The following is a 23,807-nucleotide window of genomic DNA, read 5'->3' on the forward strand; positions in this document are numbered from 1 at the left end:
TCCTGTGTCCGCGAATCCTTGAATTTGGTACAGTTGTTGGGAAATAGCGGACCTCCTGTCCGCAAACATCAGGTGCACTCCGCGCACAGCTGTGCACACCGACACATCATCCACACTGCCCATCAATCGTCCGACGTTTACATTATTGAATCGGTATTGTCATTTCCAGCTCTTTCGGGAAAATGGGATTTTTGTATTCATGGGTGACAAAGACTGGCTGTTGATCCGGATTCAAGGCCGGGAATTCGGTTACGTAATCATTATTTTGGGCGTCAACTAACTTCGTCTCCGTTTCTTCCGATGGAATAATGTACATGTCCCATGGGAAAAAATTGTACTTACCTTCCAAATCCTCGATGATCAGCCCTGTTTGCTGAAGGGGGTCAATGACTTCTTTCCGGTAATGTACCATCGTCTTATCTTTTAACCGTTCCACTTTCGTCACTAGCAGACGACCTAATTCCCCTTGAGGAATAATTAGAGGATGATCGGTCGACGGTTCATGATTCATCGGCACTCTAATTCCATATACCGGAACATCCCCGCGCAAATACGGACGGAGCGTAATGGACTTCGGTGTAACAAGGGGCACTTCAAATTGAAAGGTTCCCAGCTGAATATGCGTATCGTCTTTAACGTAGCCATCTCCTACCATCGCATAATATTCCAACTCAATTCCAGTATCTGTAATAGCCTGGATGTCATACATGGGATCTTGCGCTTTAGCTGCCGGCCGCCTGTATTCCAATTCCACATCCATCGTACCCGTACCTGGTTTAATGCCTATTTTTTTAATCAGCAGGGTGGTTTCCCCATCCGTTGCACTCATCATCGGCATCCATGATTTCATTCCGGAAACGGTCTTTTTAACGGGAATTGAAAAATCCCAATGGCCTTTAACTCCTCCCACGGCTGCTACTTCGATCGTTAGTTCGAACTCATCCGGTAACTTCTGTTTAAATGGCTGCAAGCTGATTTGTCCTACTCCTGTTTTGCTATCAATGGCTTGAGGACCACTCGCACCTACGGAGTCTGCGTAGGGCTTGCCGTCAATTTTGAATTTGATTCCGTTTGTGGGACCACCCATATCGAAAAAGCCATCCTCAACCTGTTGTATATAACCAATGGAGAGACGATCACCGTCATACATCACCTCTTGAATTTGCAGCGTGATCCCGTTATCGTTCACACTTTGCTCGAGTTGCGCAGTCATTCCTTTTTCAGAAGCTGTCTTCAAGCCGATATCGCGAACGTACTGAAACACAGAACCTACGAACGGAATTTCTTGTAGTACAGACGCCATAACTGGGAAGACAAAGCCGCTGCCGAGAATCACCGCGCAGGCCGTAAGAGTTCCGACTGCGGTTAGCAACAAGCGGCGGACAATCCGCTGTGAGCGGTTTTTATGAAGCATGCCGGTTGTACGTTCTGAACGATCCTCGCTGGCAACACTATGCCGGACTCTCTCCATCAAACGGTCAACATCTGTCTCCATTGATTCATAGGATCGTTTCGCATTCTGAATCTGTTGTTCGATCATGAACTCCTGCCTCCTTTAGCGATCGGTTAAGTTTTGCTCTTCCTCGTGCCAGTCTTGATTTCACGGTTCCTGTCGGGACGCCGGTAATGTCTGCGATTTGTTGGACGCTCAGCTCTTCTAAATAGTGAAGGACGATAGGGATACGCATAACCACTGGCAGTTGTAAAATCACTTCATACATCTCGTCGCGTGTTGCCGAACGCAGAACAGTATCCTCCGTACTAAGCGACGACCTTTCCGGAAGAAGGTTAGTTACGATTTCACGGAAACTTCGTCGCTTTGCCATTTTGCACTCGTTGATAACGATCTTCGCCAGCCATGGAAAAGGATCTCGCAGCTGATCAAACGTTCCCATCGCATAATACGCTTTGATGAATCCGTCCTGGACACGGTCATCAGCTTCAGCCTTGCTGTGAGTCAAGGTATACGCAAGTCTGTACAGACGGTTCGTATACTTCTCCATCCAGTCTCTTAATCTTTCTTCCTGCTCCACGAATCTCACGCTCCTTTCACAGGTAATATGCAGATCAATCGCTTCTGGTTCCCACAGTCCACAAAAAAGACAGAAATAGCGCTAGTCTAATCTTTAAGCTCAAGCTATAAGGCACTACAATGTAGCTAAGTCTATTACAAAAATGCTACCTCGGAATAACCCATGTACTCTATTCAAAACTGGCAACCCAGCTAACAGGCAAAGATCTTGTGAAACAATTGCTTCCCGCTTATCCATTTCTATCATTAAGCCATTGTATTAGCGGAGAGGCTTTTGAGAGAATAGAATCTGGATCATGCGTTGTTTCAAGTTGCGGAAAGAAGTCAGGAAACATGGCAAGATATTCGCTTACACACCATCGAACTGTCCAATTGATATCCGTTGATAATGGAATCCATTGGGAACCTTCATTTTTCCTTGCGTCTTGTAATAATGCATAGGCGTACCAACCACGAACGCCGCCTTCCGATTCCTGAGCTAATCGATCCCAGAAATCCTGTCGCTCCGCTTCGTTTATGGGCTTTTCCAAAGCCGAAACAGCGATTTTTTTTACGATGGGTGAATGATCGTATGTATATTGCCATAAAAGATCCCGTGAGCAAAGATGCTTTTCCACGAGCGTAGATAGAGCAACCGCCCTTTTCGTATCATCTTGTGAATGTAGTTCTTTAAGGGTGTGCCTGATCTGCAGGGATGGTAAAGTTTCTTGAGGTTGATTCGTTATCAAACCCAATTCAATCGCTGTTTTTGCTTTGGTGACGTTAATCCTAGGAGCTAGATTATCATAGCCATCTATACGATCGCCGTATGCAGTCAACGCAGAGCGTAGAGTTGTTGCATCTAAACCTTGGAAAACAGACATTAGGTATGCTGCGACTCCGGTTACGAGTGTTGCTGCGCCTGATGTTCCCCAATAATAGGAAACGATATCTGCTTTTTTATTGAATTCACAAAAAGGAACGGTTAAGTATACTCTTGGTGCTAGAACATCGGGTCTGAAGTGCCCCTCGGCATTTCGTCCATACGGTTCATCGGGAAATGGTAAATGGTTATGGTGCTCAGCGAGGCCACGGTCATTGTATCCCCCTACTGCTAGATAATCGCGAGGTGGCAAAATATTAGCTGTACGCGTATTCCCATTTGAACATACCACGAGAACCCCGCTTCTAACTGCTGAAGCTAGTGCCTGAACCGTGCTGTTTTTTCTTGTGCTTTTCAGATATACCTGATGATCTAGCGCATGCCATCCTGTACTTAATATGATTCGTATATTCCATTCTTTCTGTTTATTCATAATCCACTCGATGCCCGCTTTTAATCGTTCTCCTTCCCCGGTCCTGAACGCCCCGTGATTAAGTACGATATAATGAGCCGCCGGTGCAATTCCTATATGCGTTTTTCCTTGTACAACAAAAGATTTATGGGATAGTGCCAGTAGTGTCATTAATCCATGCTCACCACTAGCGTCATCATGGTCTACGGGCTTTTCTAAAGCTATATTTTGGCATGTAATGGAGAAGTCGTCATGAACGGTGACGTATTTTAATCGATCGCCTAAATGCTGAATTGCAGGATGAGGGGTAATTTTATCAATAATAACAATACCGATGTTTTTCCCGGATTCCGTAAAATCTGGAGCTTCTGGAAAGCCTAGGCGTGCCCATGTAGGATCGGGTAATTTACTCATGTATTTGTGCTCCTTATAAAATAGTATACGTATCTTTAACATAATGCTTGTTCAATCTGTTGGTTCTCTTAAAGGAATTAACAAAAAACAACCCCGAACATCATATATCTTCAGGGTTGTTGTCTTTAATAGCATGTTTGCATGTCGCTCGCTGATACGACTAATCGCTTTCTGTTTTTTTAGCCTGATCCTCTTCATAAGTATATGGATAGCTTTGACTTCCTAGCATTATTCTCCGCCCTTGGAACTCATCATACAAATTGATTCGAACCGCCCCTCCACTTACGATTTTGCTGAAGTTGCTATTCAAGTTAATGGAGTATGATTTGTTGTTGCCGATGGTCAAATCGGTACCGAGTGTTAATATCTTCTCTGTCGACTGTCCGGTTGGGTCAATCAGCTCCATAATGAGTTTATGGTCATAAGAACCGATCTCGTAATCCCCATTCCTGGAGAGATTATAATGAATAACGGTGTTGAGCATATCTTTCCCTGCGCTAAGCGTACCTTCTCCTCTCGTAATGGTGAGATGGTACGGAAACAATTCTACATTTTGCAGATTCGTTGCTGGTTGTGTAACTCTAGGGCTAAGCGCTAAACCCACCGTATTGATAGATCCCGTTGATTCTTCCCCTAATTCTGTCATCTTTCCGTTTGCTACACCTTCCCCGACATACAATACAAGCTCCGAAGTAACTACATTCTGCGGAAGCTTGCTCCAAACGGTCACCAGATTCTTCCCATTCGGACTTGTCTTATCGGATGATTGACTGATTTTCGCCTCAAAAAACTCGTTTTCCGGTGTTTTATAATAGGCAACAAGCTGTGCCTGTTTGGATTGACGTGTTTCCTGACTCACCATCTCCAATTCCGTATAAATTAAATTGGAACTGCTGTCTTGGTAAACGGTCGTCAATCGTTCACGGACTTCCGCTTTCTTGCCTGGCGTATGGATAAAATAAGATTCGCCGGCAGCGACCTGTTTCATAACATTGTTGAGCGAATTGGTATTCAGCGACAGAAATTTGTGAACGTCCTCTCCTGAAGTTTCCTGCAGATCGACTCTGAATTGATTGAATTGATAGGAATACGGTACATTGGCAAGTACATACAACTCCATGGTTTCATCCGGGGCCAGAGTTGTTTGATCGTTCGGTACTACAATTTGGGCCGTACTGCTTAGATCGCGCATTCCTGCCTTAACTGCAGCTTTGAACTCGGGCAGCGATACGGTCGACGATTTGGTATTACGAATACTGATTTGGGCTACAATTTGATCCACATCTCCCTGTGGCACCCGCTGATATGAGCTCAGCTTGACGCCGAATGTTCCATGAGCATTCTCGATGATATTTTCTACACCCAGATGACTTTTACCTTCCTGAGCATAAGGGATTTTATAGTGGGCTGCCGGGAAGCTGATCCTCCCCTCCACAGCAGGCTCTGTCAATTGCAGCTGCAGTTTATTCTGTTTCATATGCAATGGCACATCTGCACTGAGATCGATGAGCTTCTCCTCCAGCGGCTTCAGAGCAATCTTGTCAAACGCCTTCGCATTCACGGGGATGCTGTAACCTTCATCCGTGAGGATGGACAGCTCATAAGCTGGCAGCTTCAATGATTTTTCACTGAGATTTTTCACGCGGAATTGAAGGTTCCATTTGCCGGTATCGTTCTCTGCAAATACCGAAGCATGTTTCAGCTGCGTCTCCATCGTTTGATGGTTTATCGATATGTTTCGGATGGCATAATCCGCCGCAGGCACATCAGCGGTAATGGTCGGAAGTTTAAAGGTTTTTACCGGAAGCGTCATTTTCAAAGCTTCGTCTTCCTGTGTGAATTGCATCGTCATATGGTCTGTTTTCAGTTGGGACGGAACCTCTGCCAGATAATAAATCGTGCGTTTTTGTCCTGGCTGGATCCTGAAGCTGCCCCCGGTGTCATCCTCAGGCGAAAGATCGAATACCGAGCCGCCGGCCGACTTCAGTTGTACTTTATATCCGGGATCGCTCAGCACCTTCTTGCCTCCGTTTGCAAAATGAATCCCCACTCTCATATACACTTTTCCATTATGCTTCATTCGCTTCACACTTTCCGCCTTGACCGTAACAGGCTGTTGTTTCATAATCAGCTTTGCGCTTTTGCCCTTGGCCACGGCGATATCCGTCGCTGCCGCCGGAAGCTTGAACGTTTGCACAGGAAGATTGATTTTCAATGCTTCGTCTTCATGCGCCAGCTGCAGTGTCATGCCGTTCGTCTTTATCGTGGAAGGGATCTCCGCCCAATAGAAGATGATGCTGCTCTCCTGAGGCTGCAGCTTGTATCCGGTGCTGGCTGAATCGGAAATGAGCTCAAATACCGAGCCCCCGGCCGACTTCAAATTTGCCTTATACCCGGGATCGCTTAATGCCTTTGTCCCTCCATTCGTGAGCCTGAGTCCTAATTTTATATATACTTTTCCATTGATGGTATACCTCTGCAAGGTATCCGCCTTCGCCGTAACCGGAAGATGGTTCATCGTGATCTTCTTGCTCTTGCCTACCGGAACTACCGAAGAGTAATCGGCCGGAACTGTGATTTGCCCCAGTTTTTTCTGATAACTCGCGCTGTCAAAATCCCATCCGAACAGGGAAACCTTGGCTCCGTTTACCTTAGTTGATTTCCCAACGTTCACATAATACGTCACGGAGAGGCTGCTGTTCGCAGGCACCGTTCGTTTAACAGCGTCACTCGTAACTTTCTTGCCTGTTCCCGTTGCCCCACTTGGCGTAGAAACTTGGGAAAAATAATCAATAAGATCTACTCTACTGCCACTGCTGTTACTATAACGAAGCGTATAGACGAGAATATTCCCGTCTGGCTGAGTGAAAATTTCCATTCCCGTAAGCCTCACACTGACGTTCTGCTTCAATATAACCGAGCCCAGTTTATCTAGTGCCAGGCTGGACGCGACTGCAGCTGCTGATTTAGAAACAGAGTAGCCTGTTGAGGATGCCCCATACGCATCAAGGGCAAACCCATGACTTAACATCGCTGCACTAAGCATGATGACCGCGCATGTCTTTTTTGGTCCGTGCATAATGTACCTCCTGTATAAAAAGAAAATCAAAAAGCCTATTCTCCGTTGTCCCTCTTCTGTGCAATAGGAAGCAGCGCACAAATGTGGGCTGCTTCCTGGATGATCTTCCTATTCGTTTAAATAGGTGGTGACCCGGTTCTGGATCAGCTTCGCCACTTCTTCTGCCGTTTTCTGTCCGCTGAAGTACGCCAGAGACTCTTCACCGGCAATTGATATCACTTTACTGTCTAGATCCACGTATTGATCCGCGGACTGAACAATTTGTTTAAACACGTTGAATTGTTCGTCAGATACTTTGGCCGGCTGCCCATTCGGAAGTTTATAATCGCCGCTACCCACTTTTTCCTGAAGGTCATTGATCAGCTTTTCATTCACGGATTTAAGCATCGAGAACCCTTCTCTTTCCTGCAGTAATTGTGCTTCTTCAGACAATAGGAAGGAAATAAACTTCCAAGCTTCTTCTTGTGCTGGCGATTTGGCATGGATAGCGAACCCGGATGATGTAAAAACCCTCGCGCCTTTTTGACCTGCGGTTTCTCCAGCTCTGGGTAACAGCATGATCTTTGGATGATCAAATAGCATATAAGGGCCTTCGATAAAATTAAGCGGTGACACAATCGGGGTGGAACTGAACAATTGATTGCCCGGCTTTGCTTCATCGGATGTAATGATCTTGTCATCATTCATTTTCATGGCTTGCTGGAGCAAATCCACAAATTCCGGAGAGTCGAACGTTGCCTCTTTGGCTGTAGTATCAACAAATGAAGCGTAGTTTTCATAAAGCATCTCCTGAAAGAGGTATTCCGGCGGGTAGGACGCTAATGCATAAATCTCATCGGTACCGCTCTCCTTTGCCTTTTGGATAACTTCCTTTGAAACCTTCTCGAACTCCTTCCAATCCCAGGTTTTATCATCGAACGCCACATTGGCGTTACCCAGCATGTCCCCATTACCAACCAATACTCTCAAGGAGTATCCCAAAGGGATGGTATACACCCCGTCATTCAGTTTCAGACCGTCCAAAATATTCATTTGCAAATCGTCTTTATGGAGTGTCTGGTCTTGCTCCAGCAAATCATTCATATTGAGTAGGAAACCTTTGCTCACATATTCTTTAACAGGCAAGCCGCTAACTTCAATGATATCCATCCCTTTGCCCGATAACATGGCTGTATTCGTTGCAGTATGATACTTCTCGAATTCCCCAGGTCCCCATTGTTCACCCATGCTTTTATATGCATGGATCTGCAGATCGATATCCGGGTATTTCTCTTCGAACTTTTTTTCCAGCGTTTGATAGAACGGAGTCGACTCTGTCAGTGACAGGGTAAGCACCGTTTTTCCCTCTTTCGTTGCGGGCTTATCCACGTTCCCGCCTTCTCCTGAGCCGCAAGCGGTTAAACTCGCGATTAAAGCGCCCATAGAAATAAGTAAAAGCCATTTTTTCATCGTATGATTTCCTCCTGATATGTTCTGATTACAATGCCGCCTCACTATTCCAAGCGAACCCGGTTGCCATCCTGCAGAGGCTCGCTGCTTTTCAGAATGATCTTATCTTGTTCATAGATGCTATCCGTTTGGATCATCGTTTCTTTGTCATTCCGCTCGCTGAACTTGATGTTGACTTTTCGAGCAACAAAAACATTACCGAGTGCACCCGGCTGCTCTTCGACTACAAAAACGTACATGCCTTCCCGGTCCTGATGAATAGCTTCATTAGAAACAAGCAGCCCTTGATCGAGAGAGCTTTTCTCGATGTTAATCCGAGCCTGCTCACCTCCCTTCAGCTTGGCGTTGATGAGTTTTATACGAATCATCTTTTGAGGGACGGTTACCGTCTCCGCTCCTTCGGTTGCCCCCTCAATCATCGGCTCCGCATTGGTGATTTCTTCAATGATGCCTTCAATGACACTGGCTTGCTGCTCTTTATCTGTGTGTACCTCTACCTCGATCCGCTCACCAACGGATATTCCAATGCTGGACAAGCGTTTTGCATCGGCACCAACGTCAAACCTATAGCCTTGACTGCTATTCGAGACAATGACATCCGGCTCGCCCGCAGATGCCAGTCCTTCTACCGCATTCAGCTTCGTAATAATACCGTCGAAGGGAGCGGTAAGTATCTGATCTTTTGCCAGTCGTTCTTTCATCTCGTTGATCTTGCGTTCCTGCGTTGCAATATCAAGTTTCCCTTTTTCAATTTCGCGTTTTGCGCTGCGCAGCTTAAGTTCATCCTCTTCAATAGAAGATTGAATAAATTGATCCTGAAGATTTTGCTGCTCAATTCTTTGCTTTTCCAGATTCGTTACTTCAAGTTCGATTTCTTGTCTTGCCGTTGGGTTGTCATAAGCGATAAGCTTCTGTCCCTTCTTCACACGTTCACCTTCTTTTACGTGAATCTGCTGAACTTTCCAGTCGTTTGAACTGGATAGCTTAGCTTCGGCGATCGGCTGAAGTATTCCGCTTCCCTCAATCGATAGCACAATGCCTCCCTGTTTCGGCTGTTCCGTGGTCACCTTGGGCAAGGTCAACGACTGTAGCGTGTTACTAAACAAGGTAAACAGCAGCAGCATCCCCATAAAACCCATGAACACGAATTGAAGGATTCGCTTTCGTCTTTGGTCAGCTAACCCTTTTCCAAGCTCCATATCCTTTCTTCTCCTCCTAAAAACTGCCTTGAAAAGTTAACCCTTAACACCTGACAATTGGATTCCCTCGATGAAATACGACTCGGCGTACAGAAATAACATCACCATCGGGGCCATATAGAGCATGGATGCAGCAAAGGCAATCCCCCGCTCGCTATCATTAATCCTGGATAAAAAAACGGATAACGGCTGCTTAAACGGGTCGTCCAAAAAGATAAGCGGCTGTTCCACCATGTTCCAATAATCAACGAACAGCAAGATCACAAGTGCGGCCAATCCTGGCTTGATCATCGGAACAATCATCGTCATAAAGATCCGCAAGTGTCCGGCACCGTCTATTTTGGCAGCTTCGATGTAGGCATAGGGAATGTCCAGCATGAACTGTCTGAGCATAAACACGCCAAAAGCAGCGAAAATGCCAGGAGCAATGATGGCGCCTGTACTATTCAGCATGCCAAGCTTATCAACCATAATATAGTTGGGTACCAGAGTAACTTGGAATGGCATAAGCATCGTCATGACATATACCAAAAACATCGAATCCCGGCCGCGGAATTTCAGCTTGGAGAATGCATAAGCAGCCAACGCTGCTACGAGAGTCTGACCCACAATGATCGGCATCACCATAAACACGGAATTCCAGAACATCGTCAAATACTTCGGGTTATCAATGAACACCTTCCCATACTGTGCAAAAGATACCTTATCCGGAATCAGTTTCAGGTTTGCGAAAGAGCTGTCTCTACCTGGGATCACTTCATTCATTTGACCGATGAGACCATAATTGATCTGGATTTCCAGCTCTGTCATCAATGAATTTGTGAATGTAATCACAATTGGTGATATTAGGATTAACGCAATAACACCCATGACGAATGTTAATATACTTTTTTTCAATATGTAGACTACTCGCACAGACTTCGCTCCACCTCCTATTCCATGTACTGCCGATGTCGGCGCTCAATCGCAAACAGCATCAGGACGATCAACAGAATACAGACAAACATCAAGGATGCAGCAGCGGTCAGCTTCTGAATGTCGAGTGATACGAACATATTATTCATATAGTGCTGCATCATGTAAATGCTGTCATGGGGGTAATCGCCTGCGATCAGATACGTTTCCCGGAACACTTTGAATGAGTTAATAATGGACATAATCACGACAAAGAACATGGAAGAAGTCAGATAGACCAGCGTAACACTTCGGAATTGCCGCAGACGACCAGCCCCTTCAATCCGGGCCGTTTCGTAGTAGTCCTTCGGAATTTGCTGCAGCCCGGCCAAGAATAAAATGACGTTGTAACCGATGTTCTTCCATAGATACACCATGATCACGACCAATCGTGCCGATTCCGTCTTCATCCAGTCCACGCGTCCATATCCAAAGCTGTTCAGCCATGCGTTCAGGGAGCCGTTCCAATCAAATAGCATCTGCCAGATCATGATAATGGAGGCGACGGGCACAACAAGCGGCATGACGTAAGCAGTCCGAAGCCATTTTTGAAAATATGTATTTTTATGGAGCAGCATCGCTAACCCGAGTGACAGCATGACCATAAGCGGAACACTGACCGCGCTGAAGAAAAACGTGTTGGATGCCGCCTTGCGGAAGGAAGCACTCCCAAACAGATCCACGTAATTATCGAGACCCGCAAAATGGCCGTCTACCGATTGGCTCATAAAGGAATAGTACACGCCCATGGCAAATGGAATAAGATAAAAGAGTGCAAATCCAATACCGCTGGGCACGAGAAAGAATATGGCCGCCGAAGCATCCTTACGGAGCCATTTTTTCATAATATTCTTGATCCATCCTTTCACTGTTTAGTTTGTCCTTCAATTCTGATCCATGTTACTCTCCCCCGACACCTTTAGTTTAGGGAAGAAAACTTAAGAAAAAATATGGTAAATATTAAAAATATCTAAAGTGGTGAACGCAATCATAAGAATTGGGAACGTAGCGGAAGCGCCCCTACTTCTTGGGTTCAGAAAAAACTCGCACGTTCTCGTTCTCAACGGTTGCAAGCATTACATCGTGGATATTCGTATTAGCGGGTGCTATTTTTGAATGAAGCCAAGCCAAATCCTTACCCATTTCCTGAAGAAGCGACATATCGACTTTTCCATCTATGATGATCGGCCTTGAGATCGTAAACGGCCCCGTCTCTAATCTCATATCTGCCGGAGTAACCGGTTGGTATGGGGTGTCCATAAAAACCGATATGGTTCCACCCGGTTCCCATACGGCAAGGGCTACCTTTTGTATATCCTCTACTTTTTCCTTTCTTAGCTCAGAAAATAAAAAATCAATAGAGATTCTGGCCTTAGATAAGTTATGAAACTGGATGAGTCCATTTTTAACGAGTGTGATGGGGGATGGATCAAGATAGTGTTTGAAGAACGGCCACTTCAGGCTCAACCACGTCGCTATAATGTATAAAACGACGAGAACGATCGTCGTGATCATAGATCCCTTTAATCCCAATTCTTCATCTGAAAGCGGATGAGCAATAATATTGCCGAGCGTTAAAGCCAAAATGAAATCGAGGAATCTCAATTGAGAAATGGAACGCTGCCCCATTAATTTGGCTGCAAGAAGTAAAAAAACGAAGCTAACAACCCCTCTTAAGATCCATTCCACGGTTGTCAGCGATTCTTGACTTTGGTAAAAATCCAATCCATTCACCCCGCCGATTCACATCAATTATTGTTCAATATATTCATATATTCGCTTGAACGATTTCTTCATTCTGTAGCACGTCCGTTTATACTCGAAGTACCTTTACGAATAGTCGTTTTACAGCCCCTAAAATCCGAGGTTTCGCCCATGAAGTAGATATAAAAATCGTGTACATCCCCAGACGGTTTCCGCCCCATAAATCTGTAATGATGCCGTTTCCGATAACGGCTGTCTCGTTACTACGGGTTCCAAGCATATTCAATGCGGCTAAAAACGCTTTTTTCTTCGGTTTACCGGCTTCGAACAAAGCTGGAATTTCATGGACTTGTCCGTGGTCACCCATTGGAGGTTTGCTGTTAGAAACGATGATCACCTTAATTCCATATCTCGACTGCATGTTAGTCAGCCAAGATTTCATCGAATCAGTTATGGAGTCAGCTTTCTTGGTCGTTAATGTATTGGTCCAGTCAAGGATTATCCCTTTAATACCTGCCTGCTGGAGTCTTTCTCCGTTAATCTCATAAATCGAGCGCGCAATTTGCGATGGTTTAAAAATAGGCATAGTCTTCCTCCACTACTTTCATATAAGTGAGTCAATCGTGTATAGAATGCCTTCATGTTGTTAAAATCATACTTTTGAACAATCATTTCACCTGGTTGGTCTGTATGTAGTCTGTATGTATGGATTCGGCTAAACAAAAAAAGCCGCGATTACCGCGACTTCATAAGATGTTACAACGGATCGTCCGGTAAGCAAACCTACAAGGCGCGTCGTCGATCGTGCAGAACGAACAGAATGATTATGAACATCATGACGCCGAAGACGACACCGGCCTCCGTGGTTAGCATCCGCAGCAGCTGGTACTCTGGCGAGAACTGCGAATCGGTACGAATTGCGGAAAAGAGATTATAAGAGAACAGCATGCCCGACGAAATCCATGCCGATGCCATCGGGTACAGAAACCGCTGCGGCCCGCGACGGGAAGTTAGCACCAGCAATCCCCACGCCCCCGCAATGGACCACGCTCCGGTACTAAACGTTAGCAGATGCCACCACACATCACGATCGTCCAGTCTGGCCGGGTCAATACCGAGAGTGCCTCCGGTAGCCCAGTACACCTTAATGATACCTAACAGGACACAGCCGGCTCCAACCAGCCTGGACAATGTATGCTGCAATCTCCAAGTATTACCTGGTAACCTGCTATAGTCGATCGAATCACCGAACGCCTCCGGCCACCGTGTCCTCGCATAACCTGCGAAGGCGAGAGGCAGACAAATGCCGATGCCAACCAGCGAGACCATCACGAAGAACTGTTCGTACACCCAAACGTCGGCGGCCCCCGCCTCCTTATCCCGAGTCATAGCTGCCGGTCCTAGCACCGGTGCCAAGACCAGCATGGGAACGAGCAGACCGGTACCAACCCATACGGGAAAGGCAATCAGCCATGCAGGGAGACGTTCGCCCCACGGCCTGGTGAACGCCATGGCCAGCAGGATTCCGATAGCCGCTAGCACTGCGGTAGCTGCGTTGATCGCACGCCAGCTAGCGTCGCCCATTTGCTCGGTTGGTATGAAGTAACCGAAAGTCCATGCCATTTTAATCAATAGATACGGCGCCACCGCTATGGCAGCGCCATAACCAGAAATTCTACGTATCTTCATCCATTGCGGTGACTGCAGATCAGCTGAAACTTGCTCATGCTCAATCTTCATGTTGGTAAACTTACCTCCTTAAATAACTCTGTCTTCACCTTACACCTCATTCTATCCCCCTAATCGAAAAACAAAGTGACCTCAAGTTTAAGTTTGGGTTAAATTCGTTGACGAGAAGCCGTAGAGCTCTCTTTCCGGATTTAGGTATGTCAATACTCAAAAAAGAAGCTGCGTATAAGTCACTCTGAGCGACTTGAACGCAGCTTCTTCCTTGGTCTTCGAAAGGAAACGTATATTAAATTCGAATAACATGCGGGCGATTTCTATGTGACACTAGTTCCCTTTACCATACCCTATAAATGCTTAATCTGTCACGTTAGTTATAACACCGCAACTGCTATCCTTCCAAATATAAAAAGCACTTCCGTTTGCGTCGGATTTCAATTCCCATTGCATATCCATCTCCCTGGCCATCATCGATACAATGGACAACCCGATTCCTGCGCCTTTTTCAGGTGACTCGCTGCAGGATCCAGGCCCCTTATCGCTGATGACCAGCATCTGCTGCTTCTGACGCTCAATCATTTGAATGCCAATGTAGCGACCGGCTCCCGCATGACGTACCACGTTCTGAAACACATTATCCAGGATCCGGTTAAACCACAATGGGTCCGCATCCCAAATTAATGTCTGGTCAGGAAGCTCGACAAGGACATCAAATTCCTTAGCCTCGAATACCGGATACCACTGAGCCACTCGATTCCGAACCTCTTCTATAATATCAAATGGCTGCTTGTGCAGCGGATACTTCCCCGCCGATAATAGCGTGTATGACAGCAGATTATCCATTAGATTACTGATGTCATCGAGCTTATGCTCGATGACAGAAAGTGAAACCTGTCCCTGGGAGGAAGCAGGGTCTTTTCGAACGGTATGGACATGCTGTCGGATGACAGTCAGCGGGGTTCGAAGATCGTGGGAAATCGTTGAAATGAATTGCTTACGCAGTTCCTCCTCCTCCCGCTCCCGTTTTTGACTTTCTTTGAGCTCCTTCACCATCCGGTTAAACGAGCCTTCAAGTTCTCCGATCTCGTCGTCCTTCATGATCGTGACTTCATTCGGAATTTCTTTCAATCCGTTTACGGTCATTGCCGATTGAAGCCTGATCAGTCTTTTGCGAAGCTTAATGAAGAACAGCCATGACAGCATAAAGAAGCATCCACAGATCATTAAAAACAGAAAGATTAGGGGCAAGTTTCCCGAAAGCGACATTTCTGCATTAAGGATATGGGATTCCGGGACCCGCATCACCATAAAACCTTGCTTCGGATCGTTTCCGATGAGAGAGGTTAAGACCAGCGTTTCTTGATTACGGTCTTGCGCTCGAATCGAAAGAATATCCAGATAAGTCCATTGCTCAGGTATATCCTCTGAGAGGTCCCCGACTCCGTTCGTCCTCCCTGATGGGTCCACCCAGAATATCTCAGCATGCGGATAGTCCTCGTTCAACTCCCGCAGTCTAGTATTAATCCTATCCCTTCCTGCACCATCCAGGTTGGCTGCCTCCTGTTGCCACATGCGGGTTATCTCTTCCGGCCGATATACTGGATGATCGCTGAGCATATAACCTGGTAAATAAAACAGGGCTGGAATAATCGGCCATAGCAGTAAGGCGGTCAAAATAAAGATCAGGTATTTGCTCATTAACGAGCCGCGGATCCTCATGATCGCACCCGGTATCCTACACCGCGGATCGTCTCGATAATTTGGGGGGAGCCGGAATCCAACTCGATCTTCTCGCGCAGATGACGGATATGTACGTTCAACGTTTTATCTCCGTTCAGATGCGGTTCACCCCAAACGGCTTCATAAATCTGCTTCTGGGTCAATATGTGATTCAGGTGGTCCAGGAAATACATGAATATATGGAACTGCTTACCTGTAAGCACAATCTCTTCCCCGGTTTCGGAATTCCATACACGGTTTCCTTTTCGGTCGATGCTTAAATGCCGGATCAGAAGCTGTTCCGGCTCCGCGGTGACAGAACGCCTGAGGAGGACTTGAATCCGGGCAGCCAACTCATCCGGATGAAACGGCTTGGTCATATAATCATCAGCAAAAGACAAGCCAGTAAGCTTATCCTCGATTGCGGTTCTGGCCGTAAGCATCAGGATGGGTACGGCGGGATTGATTCGTTTTAGCCGCTGACCGACCGTGAATCCGTCCAGACCCGGAAGCATAATGTCCAAAATGACGAGATCGCAATGTTCCATTGCTGCTTCCGCATCATGGCCTGAGCTCTTCCATATCACTTCATAGCCTTGACCGATTAAAAAATCCTTGGACCAGGAACCGATTTCCTGATCGTCTTCAATGTACAAGATGGTAAATGTCTTCATCGTATGATGGACTCCTAAAAGTAATATATAGGTAGTCTAGCATATTATCGCTGTCAGGAGATCGGGAAATCCATCGAAAAAAAATTCACGTAAATCGCAAAGTATCGTCATAAGTTCACAACATGGATTTGTTAATGTTAATAACAGCCGAGAACTTGAAGCACAGGGGCATCGGCAATCATCATACTTGTTGGGGAATGAATTGGACTATGGCTTATCGACTTCATCATCCACAACATAGAGAGGAACGGATTGGATATGAGAACAATAGATATTGTGAAAGAAAATCTGCTTTTAATTCTTGGACTGGGCGCTTTAGCGCTTATCAGACCCATCATGAAGATGACCGGGATCATGGATCTGATCGGTCAAGCATTCGGCAGCATTCTGATGACGGTCCTTATCTCCTTGGCCTGGCTCATGATCGTTCTATTCAAAAGAACGGCTTATCCCGTTGTCATTCTTGTTTTTGCCGGTTTGAGTTATGCCTTATTTGCTATCATTATAAGCGGGATTGCCTCTCCCCTTATCGATGGAAAATTGCAAGGTCCTTTAACTAATCCACTGGCAATGGTAAGTGTCTTTGCGATAAATGCCGTTTGGGGCTTCATCGTGGGCCTAATTGCCAATGCATGGCGTCGTAAAGGGTAAGCATGCAGTTAAGTTACCATTCTAGGTTAACTCCCGTTCAATACTATCAAGCGAGTGTAACTACGCTCAGATCATTCGATATTCGAAAACAAAGAAATGGCGGTACCGGAGTAACCCCCTGTACCGCCATTTCTTTATTTGTAGCATCTATTTGACCCAAACTGGCGATCTCTCATACGGGCATGCCATTTCTTGGAACACCCTCAACACCTGCTAATAGTCCACGCCATGTGGATACGGAATCTATACCACTGCCTTTTGGGCGTGATGAAATTTCTCCAGCGCCTGACGAACCGCTTGGGGCGTATCAAGGCCAAGAATGCGCTTTGCCAGCTCGCGACATTCCTGACGATCCAGGCTAGCAAGCCTTTCCTTCATCCGGCTGAGACCACCGGCCTCCATGCTCCATTCGTCAAGACCTAGTCCGAGTAACAGCGGTGCCGCCAGCGGATCACCCGCCATACTGCCGCACATGCCGGTCCATTTACCGGCCGTGTGGGAAGCCTCAATGACCGTGCGAATTAACTGAAGCACAGCTGGATGGAAATAATCGTACAGGTGCGCGACGTGTTCATTCATGCGGTCCGCTGCGACCGTATACTGCACGAGGTCGTTCGTACCGATGCTGAAGAAATCGACCTCGCTCGCGAATCGTTCCGCCAACACGGCCGTTGAGGGAATCTCAACCATGATGCCAACTTCCATCTTCTCGTCAAACTGGATCCCGTCTTGCCTCAATTCCACCTGCACTTCCGTCAGGATGGCTCTTGCCTGCCTCCATTCCTGCAGACCGGAGATCATGGGGAACATCACCTTCACCGTACCGAAGGCACTGGCCCGCAGCACCGCCCTCAGCTGCGTGCGAAGCAGCTCTTGGCGGACAAGGCCTACCCGTATCGCACGGTAGCCCAGGAACGGGTTTGTTTCCTTCGGCAGCTGCAGATACGGAAGTTCCTTATCTCCGCCGATGTCCATCGTGCGGATGATTACGGGGCGGCCCTCCATCATCCGGGCCGCTTCCTGATACGCACGGAACTGCTCCTCCTCGCCCGGCATGGCCGGGGCGTTCATGAACAGGAACTCCGTGCGGAACAGCCCTACGCCGTCCGCGCCCTGCCGGACGGCGGTCTCGGCTTCCGCGGCGCTGCCGATGTTCGCCGCGAGCTCTACGCGCGTGCCGTCGGCGGTCACTGCCGGACGCGCCGCGTATACCTCGAGCGACTGTCTGCGCTCGAGATCTTCCTGCATGCGGAGCCGATACTGCTCCGCTTCCGCCTCATGCGGCCGGGCAATGCACAGCCCGGCTGAGCCGTCAAGGACGAGTGTATCGCCGTCCTTGATGCCGTCGACGCCGTCACCAGCGCCGACGATAGCTGCAATTCCGAGCGACCGTGCGAGAATAGCGGTATGTGAGGTCGCTCCTCCAGTACGGGTAATAAAGCCGATAACCAAGGCAGGGTCCAGCTGTACCGTATCCGACGGCGCCAAATCATCAGCGACCAAGATAACCGGTTCGGTGATTCCCGTAAAGTCACGCGATTGTCCTGGCAACAAGCAGGCGAGAAGACGATTACCGATATCGCGAATGTCCGCGGCGCGTTCCTTCATATAATCATTGTTCATGCCTTCCAACATGGAAGCGACCTGGCTCACAATTTCGGCAACGGCACTTGGCGCTGGCTCCAGCTTCTCTCGGACTCTTGCCTCCATCTTCGGATAGAAGGCAGGATCGTCCAGAAGCTTCCGCTGTCCCGCAAGAATGCCGGCTTGCTCTTCGCCCACGGCTTCCTTCGCTCTCTCCGTTAGCTTCTCCAATTGTTCCGCACAGCCTGCTTTGGCTTCACGGAGCTTAATAAGCTCTGCATCGATTGCGGCCGGGGTATCCGGAATAAGCTTCTCTTCGAGGCTGCTGTCACTGCTGGTCCCTAGCGAAGGCTTGTAAATGAATGCCTTAGCGATCCGGATTCCCTCCGATACGCCGATTCCTTCTATATGCAGCCTCTTCATCAGGCTTCACCAAACTTGCTTTCGACTAACTGTATCAGCGCTTCGACTACCTCTTGTTCTCCATCTCCGTTAGCTTCGATGGTCACGACAGCTCCTTGCTCAACGCCGAGCGTCATCAGCTCCAGCATGCTTTTGCAATCCGCGGTGCGTCCTTCGTTAGTCTTCAGATGAACCTCTGCTCCAAACTGTCCTGCTTTTTCCGAGAAAAGCTGAGCTGGACGGACATGAAAGCCTTGCTCATTCTGTATGGTTACGGTTTGTGCGAACATGTCTTTCCTCCTCTATGTCAGACCTCGTATATTTTCTTTACTGCTCGGTACATCCTGATCATGCCAATAAAGCGATCCGTCCTTTATAAGCCTCAACCAACGCGTTGTTGTGTTCGTCGGAACCATCGATATTTCCGCTGAGAAATACAGGGGGCTTGAAGCCTTGTTCAATCATAATCTCAATAGATTCTGCGAACAGGGAGTTCAATATGAGCGCCCCGACGACCGTCGAGCTCGGCGTGAAAGGCACCTGGAGGCCCGGATGGCTCAATACGGCATCTCCCTTAACCGAGAAATTATCGATTACCAGATCAACGGCATCGGCCAGATGCTTGCCGCTGCTGTGCCGGGACGGCATGCTTTTGGAATATTCCAGTGAGGTAATGCCTACAGTAAAGGCCCCCTTCTCCTTCGCCATCAAAGCGACATCCACGGGAACGGGATTTCGGCCCGAAGTGGACAGTACGAAGACAACCTCGCCCTCGCGGATATCCTGCTCCTTCATAAATTCGACAGCAAGGTCGTTTTGTCTTTCCAGCTCTGACGAACGGACCGCGCCTTCGTGAAGCATCAGCTTCTCGACCAGGATCGGGCGAATCGGTACGAGTCCGCCTGCTCGGTAAAAGACTTCTTCGGTCAATATATGCGAATGTCCACAGCCAAATAAGTGTATAATACCACCTTGCTGAATACAGGCAGCCACTTTCTCTGCCGCTTCACGGATCGACTTTGCCTGCTCTGTACGGACTTTGTCTAACAACCCGCCAATCACATCAAAATAGGTGTTCATCATCGTCTCTTTCACCTCGTTGTTCTTGTAGTTACAATGCTATCTGTTCTCTTCCGGTTGATGATCCGTTGACAATGCTCTTTTAGCCCGGAGCACCATCTCGGCCATCACTTCCAGGCTGCGCTCGATAATCTTCTCCCCCTTCTCCCTCGTTGCCAGCGTTGCATCCCCGAGTACGGCAGAGGAAGTCATTTCCTCCCACGGTGTTGGCGTGCAATCCGCTTCGATCGGGATATGCGGGGCGCCATCGATCGCTTTGCTCATGTCCACGTACTCGCCCGCAAGATAGAGCATGTAGGATGTTTCGATTTCATCGGCATGCATATAGCTCGCGTGTGCAGCCGAAGCTTCCCGTACCGAAGCCGTTACTTCCTTCGTGCCAGGATAAAAGAAATAGAACACCTTAAGTTCGGGCACCCGTTCGTATAACATTCTCGCAGCTTCCTTCAACGCAACCGCATTGCCGAGATGGCCGTTGACCATGACGAAAATGCCGAATCCTTGCTGGTACAAACTTTCGCCGATATCTGCAAGCAGTCGGATGAGCGCTTCGTTTGAGACGTTGATACTCCCCGGGAAATTGCGCAGACTCCACACCTGTCCATAGGGGAGGGTCGGCAAAACGAAGCTTTCCGTCCGCTCTGCCAATCTGTCCGCGAGTCTGGTCGCGAGCAGGTTATCGGTACCCAGCGGCAGATGGGGACCATGCGCTTCAACGGCACCAATAGGAAGTATGGCAGCGCGGAAATGGCGAATTTTATCCTTCACCTCAACCGAATTTTCGAATTCGAATTTCATAGCGAGCGCCCCCCTTACTTTTTAAATGAAAAGCAGTTGGCCGGGTTGCTTACGAAAAATTTCTCCACCAGTTTTAGTCCATCAAAACCGTTTCGGTTCGCCTCGTCTACAAAGCGCGGGACCCATTTGGAAATAATGTACTCCAGACCGAGACCCTGGTCGTAATGCTTGTAGTAGGTTTTCCGGGCGGTATCACCGCTGATGAGAATCTGATTTTCGAAGCCTTTGCGGACAAGCTCAAGAATAAGCGAGATTCGGGTGCTTTCCGGTGCATACTTGATTTTGCCGATACCGTCAAAGCTCATGTAAGCTCCCGTTGAGGCGATCTGCTCATGGTAGTAGGGGTCGGGATTGCGGTCCATATGTCCCAGGCTCAAAAAAGACAGATCCACACCTTCGCTCTTCAAGAGCTCGATTTGCTCCAACGCCATGGTGCCAACTTCGGTATGGGAATGGATGGGGGCCTTCGTCTCATGATGAGCGCGCGCTACAGCGCGCAGCGTCTTCTCCTCCAGAGGCGTAATGCGGTTATAGCCTGTCCCGAATTTAACCTGGCCTGCTTTGAAAGGTGTGCCTTCCAGCCCTTTTTCCACCTCCCGGATGACGAAATCCGCCAGCTCGTTGATGCTTTTTGCTTCAATCCACTGGGCGTAGGTTTCATAATGGCCGATCAGCGGTTTAAGCTCCTCTTTGATTTTGGCATCCCATAAAAAGCTCTTGTTGAATCCCGCCGTTCCTACAACATGAATGCCGGTTTCGATCGCGATTTCCTGTACCGCCTGAACATCCCGCCCATAATCGATGGCTGTAGCGTCCACGATCGAGCGTCCGCCGTGTTGTTTGAAATCAAGAACGTCGCGTTTGGACTTCTCCTTATCGTCCAGCAGCAAATCGTCCTCTCCCCGTTCTTGCCAGTAGGCTGGGCGGCATACGATATGTTCGTGGGAATACGTAAAGCCCAGCTCCTCTTTGCTGATATCTCCATGTAAAGTACGGATAAAGCCCATATCGTTTCTCCTCCACTCTGTTATCTTTTAGACGGCTGAGTCGAGGGGACTCAGCCGTCTTTGTTATCGGATGGTTAAAAGAACAGTTTCGCCAGGAAGTGCAGAATCGGTCCAATGATGAACATATCGGAATCAGCTGCCCACATGGCTGTATCCGGCACCGTCGAGGCGATGAAGAAGCGAACCATCAGAAACTGTCCCCAAGCTACAACGGTGGAAGTGATGAAGCCGCCGATAACGGCCCCGCGAACACCGCCTGTCGAGTTCCCGAACACCCCAGCCGTAGCACCGTGGAAAAATAAGACGATCATCGTTGGCACGAAAATGTAAGCAACGGTGTTGCCAAGTACAAGCAGCCAGATAATCGCTCCCGCGAAAGCTCCCAGGAATCCAAGAACCACCGCATTCGGCGCGTAAGGGTACACAACTGGCGCATCGAGTGCCGGTTTGGCGCCTGGTACGAGTTTGGTCGCGATCCCGTTGAAGGCCGGAACCAGCTCGCCGACGAACATCCGGACCCCCATCAGAACGATGGCGATTCCGCCTGCGAATGTGAACGATTGGATTATAGAGTAAATAATAAAGTTCTGGTCACCCGATTGTTTCATCAGTTCCGCAGCCGCCGGTGTGCCTTTCGTCGATAGAATAATGGCCCCGATCAGGAACAAAACTCCCATGCTGAGCGCAGTAATGACGTTGGAATCGCGGAGGAACTCAAAGCCTTTGGGTACTTTGATTTTCTCGGAATCGTTGTTTTTGTTGCCGAACAATTTACCGGACAAGGCAGCAAGCAAAGCAACCGAAGCCGATGTGTGACCAAGCGCAATGTTATCGTTGCCCGTAATTTTACGCAGGAACGGCTGAACCAGCGCCGGCTGGAATGTCCAGTACACACCAAGGACGACAGCGAGCATCAGTACCAGCTTCCAGATGGAGATGCCGCTGGCCGCATGAACGATCACGCCAGCGAAAACAGTCGACGTCCAGAACATCATGTGCCCGGTCAGGTAAATAAATTTAAACCGGGTGAAGCGTGCCAGCAGAACGTTGATCAGAAAACCGATAAGCATAGCAAGCGTAACGGCGCTTCCGAATTTGGAGTTGAATGCCTCCTGACCCATGAAGGTACCAAGGGATCCGCTCTCCAATCCGAAGACTTCCTTCCACATCGGCTCGAATACATTCAAGGCTTTTACGATGACATCAGAGCCTGCGCCGATGACGAGGAAGCCGATGATCGCTTTAAAGGTGCCGCTTACAAGCTGGCTCGTTGATTTCTTCTGAAGCAGAAGGCCGACCAGAACGATAAATCCGAGCAGAATGGCGGGCGTTCCAAAAATGTTGGTGGCAATCCAAAAAAGTACGTCCATATGCCCTCTCCCTTTCTAATGGTTTACAGCACTTCTTCCAGCTTCTGTTTGATTTCGTTATTGTCAAAATAGTTGTTGACGATAACAATTTTGGCCGCATGACCTTGAAGGCTTTGTGCCAGTTCATTGCTTGTAATGATATAGTCGGCAGCGGTTCCGGATGCCGTGGAAACGTCCGTATGCTCCACGTCGGCATTTACTCCCATACCGCTCAGCACGTTCTCCACATTCATTCTCAAAATCAGACTCGTTCCTTGTCCAAGACCGCATACGCATAAAATTTTCATTGTTCGTTCCCCCTAATCAGTTGTTGGATTGTCTCTACATCAGTTGCATTCATGAATTGTTCAATACTGCCCGGGCTGCTTAGCAAGGTGGTCAGCTTTCGCAGCATGGCGATATGCTCCGAACTTGAAGAGCCGCCGAGCGCAAATACAAGCTGTACCGGGTCGTTGGCCGCATGGCCGAATACGACCGGCTTCTTCAATTTAATCAGCGAGACGGACGCTTCATTCACCCCATCCTCTGCACGAGCATGCGGAAGTGCGATATGAGGTGCAAGAACAAAGTACGGACCTCTTTCACGGTAAGATTTCACCATGGCGTCGGCATAACGTTCTTCTGCCGCACCCGCTTTTACCAGCAGATCTCCTGCTAAGCGGATCGCTTCTTCAGCCGTCTTGGCCTCCACATCCAGCGCAATTAGTGACGATTCCAAAAATTTCATTCTC

General features: G+C 48.1%; 22 protein-coding genes. 1 reads left to right on the plus strand and 21 read right to left on the minus strand.

What is annotated here, in order from left to right:
- Positions 1 to 142: 142 nt before the first annotated feature.
- The 13 genes from NYE54_RS18845 to NYE54_RS18905 form a co-directional block, all read right to left on the minus strand.
- On the minus strand, positions 143 to 1,540 hold the full coding sequence (locus NYE54_RS18845; protein WP_339265307.1) for a DUF4179 domain-containing protein: 1,398 nt from the start codon (positions 1,538 to 1,540) through the stop codon (positions 143 to 145).
- Complete coding sequence (locus tag NYE54_RS18850; RefSeq protein WP_339265308.1) at positions 1,500 to 2,033, minus strand: RNA polymerase sigma factor; 534 nt, start codon at positions 2,031 to 2,033, stop codon at positions 1,500 to 1,502. Before NYE54_RS18850 ends, NYE54_RS18845 begins: the two co-directional genes overlap by 41 nt.
- A gap of 229 nt (positions 2,034 to 2,262) precedes the next feature.
- On the minus strand, positions 2,263 to 3,720 hold the full coding sequence (locus NYE54_RS18855; protein ID WP_339265310.1) for a S8 family serine peptidase: 1,458 nt from the start codon (positions 3,718 to 3,720) through the stop codon (positions 2,263 to 2,265).
- Between the two features lie 160 nt (positions 3,721 to 3,880).
- Positions 3,881 to 6,799, minus strand: coding sequence for a hypothetical protein (locus tag NYE54_RS18860; protein WP_339265311.1), 2,919 nt, complete (start codon positions 6,797 to 6,799; stop codon positions 3,881 to 3,883).
- Between the two features lie 108 nt (positions 6,800 to 6,907).
- On the minus strand, positions 6,908 to 8,248 hold the full coding sequence (locus NYE54_RS18865) for an extracellular solute-binding protein (protein ID WP_339265313.1): 1,341 nt from the start codon (positions 8,246 to 8,248) through the stop codon (positions 6,908 to 6,910).
- A gap of 44 nt (positions 8,249 to 8,292) precedes the next feature.
- Positions 8,293 to 9,447 carry a biotin/lipoyl-binding protein gene (locus tag NYE54_RS18870; protein ID WP_339265315.1) on the minus strand — a complete coding sequence of 385 codons (1,155 nt, stop codon included), beginning with the start codon at positions 9,445 to 9,447 and terminating at the stop codon, positions 8,293 to 8,295.
- A 36-nt stretch (positions 9,448 to 9,483) separates the two neighbouring features.
- Entirely contained in the window at positions 9,484 to 10,362 is an 879-nt protein-coding gene (locus NYE54_RS18875; RefSeq protein WP_339265317.1) for a carbohydrate ABC transporter permease, read from the minus strand.
- Positions 10,363 to 10,379: 17 nt separating this feature from the next.
- The gene (locus NYE54_RS18880) at positions 10,380 to 11,246 is read right to left on the minus strand and encodes a sugar ABC transporter permease (RefSeq protein ID WP_339265319.1); all 867 of its coding nucleotides are present in this window, start codon (positions 11,244 to 11,246) and stop codon (positions 10,380 to 10,382) included.
- 175 nt (positions 11,247 to 11,421) lie between these two features.
- Positions 11,422 to 12,126, minus strand: a complete 705-nt coding sequence (locus NYE54_RS18885; protein ID WP_339265320.1) for a DUF421 domain-containing protein — start codon at positions 12,124 to 12,126, stop codon at positions 11,422 to 11,424.
- A gap of 88 nt (positions 12,127 to 12,214) precedes the next feature.
- Positions 12,215 to 12,691, minus strand: coding sequence for a YqeG family HAD IIIA-type phosphatase (locus tag NYE54_RS18890; RefSeq protein WP_339265322.1), 477 nt, complete (start codon positions 12,689 to 12,691; stop codon positions 12,215 to 12,217).
- Positions 12,692 to 12,888: 197 nt separating this feature from the next.
- Entirely contained in the window at positions 12,889 to 13,845 is a 957-nt protein-coding gene (locus NYE54_RS18895) for a hypothetical protein (RefSeq protein ID WP_339265324.1), read from the minus strand.
- A gap of 303 nt (positions 13,846 to 14,148) precedes the next feature.
- Entirely contained in the window at positions 14,149 to 15,510 is a 1,362-nt protein-coding gene (locus NYE54_RS18900) for a HAMP domain-containing sensor histidine kinase (RefSeq protein WP_339265326.1), read from the minus strand.
- Positions 15,507 to 16,184 (minus strand): response regulator transcription factor, encoded by a 678-nt coding sequence (locus NYE54_RS18905; RefSeq protein WP_339265327.1) that lies wholly within the window; start codon positions 16,182 to 16,184, stop codon positions 15,507 to 15,509. The genes NYE54_RS18900 and NYE54_RS18905 overlap by 4 nt, the downstream gene beginning before the upstream one ends.
- A gap of 258 nt (positions 16,185 to 16,442) precedes the next feature.
- Between NYE54_RS18905 and NYE54_RS18910 the strand changes: the two genes are divergently transcribed.
- A complete protein-coding gene (locus NYE54_RS18910) occupies positions 16,443 to 16,835 on the plus strand; it encodes a hypothetical protein (RefSeq protein WP_339265328.1) in 393 nt (130 codons plus the stop codon).
- 243 nt (positions 16,836 to 17,078) lie between these two features.
- Here the strand turns inward: NYE54_RS18910 and ptsP are convergent, their stop codons facing one another.
- The 8 genes from ptsP to NYE54_RS18950 all read right to left on the minus strand — a co-directional run bounded on the left by ptsP (position 17,079) and on the right by NYE54_RS18950 (position 23,803).
- Complete coding sequence (gene ptsP, locus NYE54_RS18915) at positions 17,079 to 18,842, minus strand: phosphoenolpyruvate--protein phosphotransferase (RefSeq protein ID WP_339265329.1); 1,764 nt, start codon at positions 18,840 to 18,842, stop codon at positions 17,079 to 17,081.
- Positions 18,842 to 19,111 (minus strand): HPr family phosphocarrier protein, encoded by a 270-nt coding sequence (locus NYE54_RS18920; RefSeq protein WP_339265331.1) that lies wholly within the window; start codon positions 19,109 to 19,111, stop codon positions 18,842 to 18,844. The genes ptsP and NYE54_RS18920 overlap by 1 nt, the downstream gene beginning before the upstream one ends.
- 58 nt (positions 19,112 to 19,169) lie before the next feature.
- Positions 19,170 to 19,904 (minus strand): SIS domain-containing protein, encoded by a 735-nt coding sequence (locus tag NYE54_RS18925; RefSeq protein ID WP_076321606.1) that lies wholly within the window; start codon positions 19,902 to 19,904, stop codon positions 19,170 to 19,172.
- 36 nt (positions 19,905 to 19,940) lie between these two features.
- The gene (locus tag NYE54_RS18930) at positions 19,941 to 20,699 is read right to left on the minus strand and encodes a creatininase family protein (RefSeq protein ID WP_076321607.1); all 759 of its coding nucleotides are present in this window, start codon (positions 20,697 to 20,699) and stop codon (positions 19,941 to 19,943) included.
- Between the two features lie 14 nt (positions 20,700 to 20,713).
- Entirely contained in the window at positions 20,714 to 21,706 is a 993-nt protein-coding gene (locus NYE54_RS18935; protein WP_339265333.1) for a phosphotriesterase, read from the minus strand.
- Between the two features lie 74 nt (positions 21,707 to 21,780).
- Positions 21,781 to 23,076: a PTS ascorbate transporter subunit IIC gene (locus NYE54_RS18940; protein WP_076321609.1), complete on the minus strand. Its 1,296-nt coding sequence runs from the start codon at positions 23,074 to 23,076 to the stop codon at positions 21,781 to 21,783.
- Positions 23,077 to 23,099: 23 nt separating this feature from the next.
- Positions 23,100 to 23,363, minus strand: coding sequence for a PTS sugar transporter subunit IIB (locus NYE54_RS18945; protein WP_076321610.1), 264 nt, complete (start codon positions 23,361 to 23,363; stop codon positions 23,100 to 23,102).
- Positions 23,360 to 23,803: a PTS sugar transporter subunit IIA gene (locus NYE54_RS18950; RefSeq protein WP_339265338.1), complete on the minus strand. Its 444-nt coding sequence runs from the start codon at positions 23,801 to 23,803 to the stop codon at positions 23,360 to 23,362. Before NYE54_RS18950 ends, NYE54_RS18945 begins: the two co-directional genes overlap by 4 nt.
- Positions 23,804 to 23,807 lie beyond the last annotated feature (4 nt).

Origin of the sequence: Paenibacillus sp. FSL K6-1330 (assembly GCF_037976825.1) — a bacterium.
In the GTDB taxonomy this organism is placed as follows: domain Bacteria; phylum Bacillota; class Bacilli; order Paenibacillales; family Paenibacillaceae; genus Paenibacillus_AQ.